Origin of the sequence: Sinorhizobium sp. 7-81 (assembly GCF_030124405.1) — a bacterium.
GTDB lineage: Bacteria > Pseudomonadota > Alphaproteobacteria > Rhizobiales > Rhizobiaceae > Sinorhizobium > Sinorhizobium psoraleae.
Window position 1 is genome coordinate 1 of sequence record NZ_JASKLT010000087.1, and the last position, 537, is coordinate 537.

1 protein-coding gene is annotated in these 537 nt (G+C 60.9%); it reads left to right on the plus strand.

Translation table 11 applies throughout. From position 1 onward, the window contains the following. The first annotated feature begins 99 nt into the window (after window positions 1-99). Window positions 100-468 carry a transposase gene (locus QN224_RS33605; protein WP_283980185.1) on the plus strand — a complete coding sequence of 123 codons (369 nt, stop codon included), beginning with the start codon at window positions 100-102 and terminating at the stop codon, window positions 466-468. Window positions 469-537 lie beyond the last annotated feature (69 nt).

Genomic DNA, 537 nt, shown 5'->3' on the forward strand with positions numbered 1-537 from the left:
GTAACCGCCCGATTGTCACCGCCTGCCGGCTATCGTCGTGATGGCCTAAGACACGTCTTTAACGACGTCGTTAGCGACGTGTCTTAGGCGAGGTTTGCGATGCGGGTGGAAATTCTTGGGCAGGAACGGCGGCGGCGGTGGTGCGACGAACAGAAGCTCGGGATTCTCATGTCGGTTGGGATCGACGGGGCGACGGTGACTGAGGTTGCGCAGCGACACGATGTGACACGACAGCAGATTTACACCTGGCGCAGTGAGCTGAAGAAGAAGGGACTGTTGTCGCCTTCTGCGAATGCGGTGTTTGTTCCCGTGGACATGAATGCCGTGCAGACGGAGCGCCGTGGGGACCAACAGGACCCCTCTGGGATGATCGAGTTGCGATTGGCCTGCGGTCGCAGCCTTTGCTTCGGCAGCGGCGTGGATGCCGCCACGCTGACGCGGCTTATCCGGGCGGTGGAGTCGGCATGATTGGACCAGGGACTGGGGTTCGGGTCTATCTTGCCTGTGGAGCCACCGACATGCGTAACTATGCGGCGA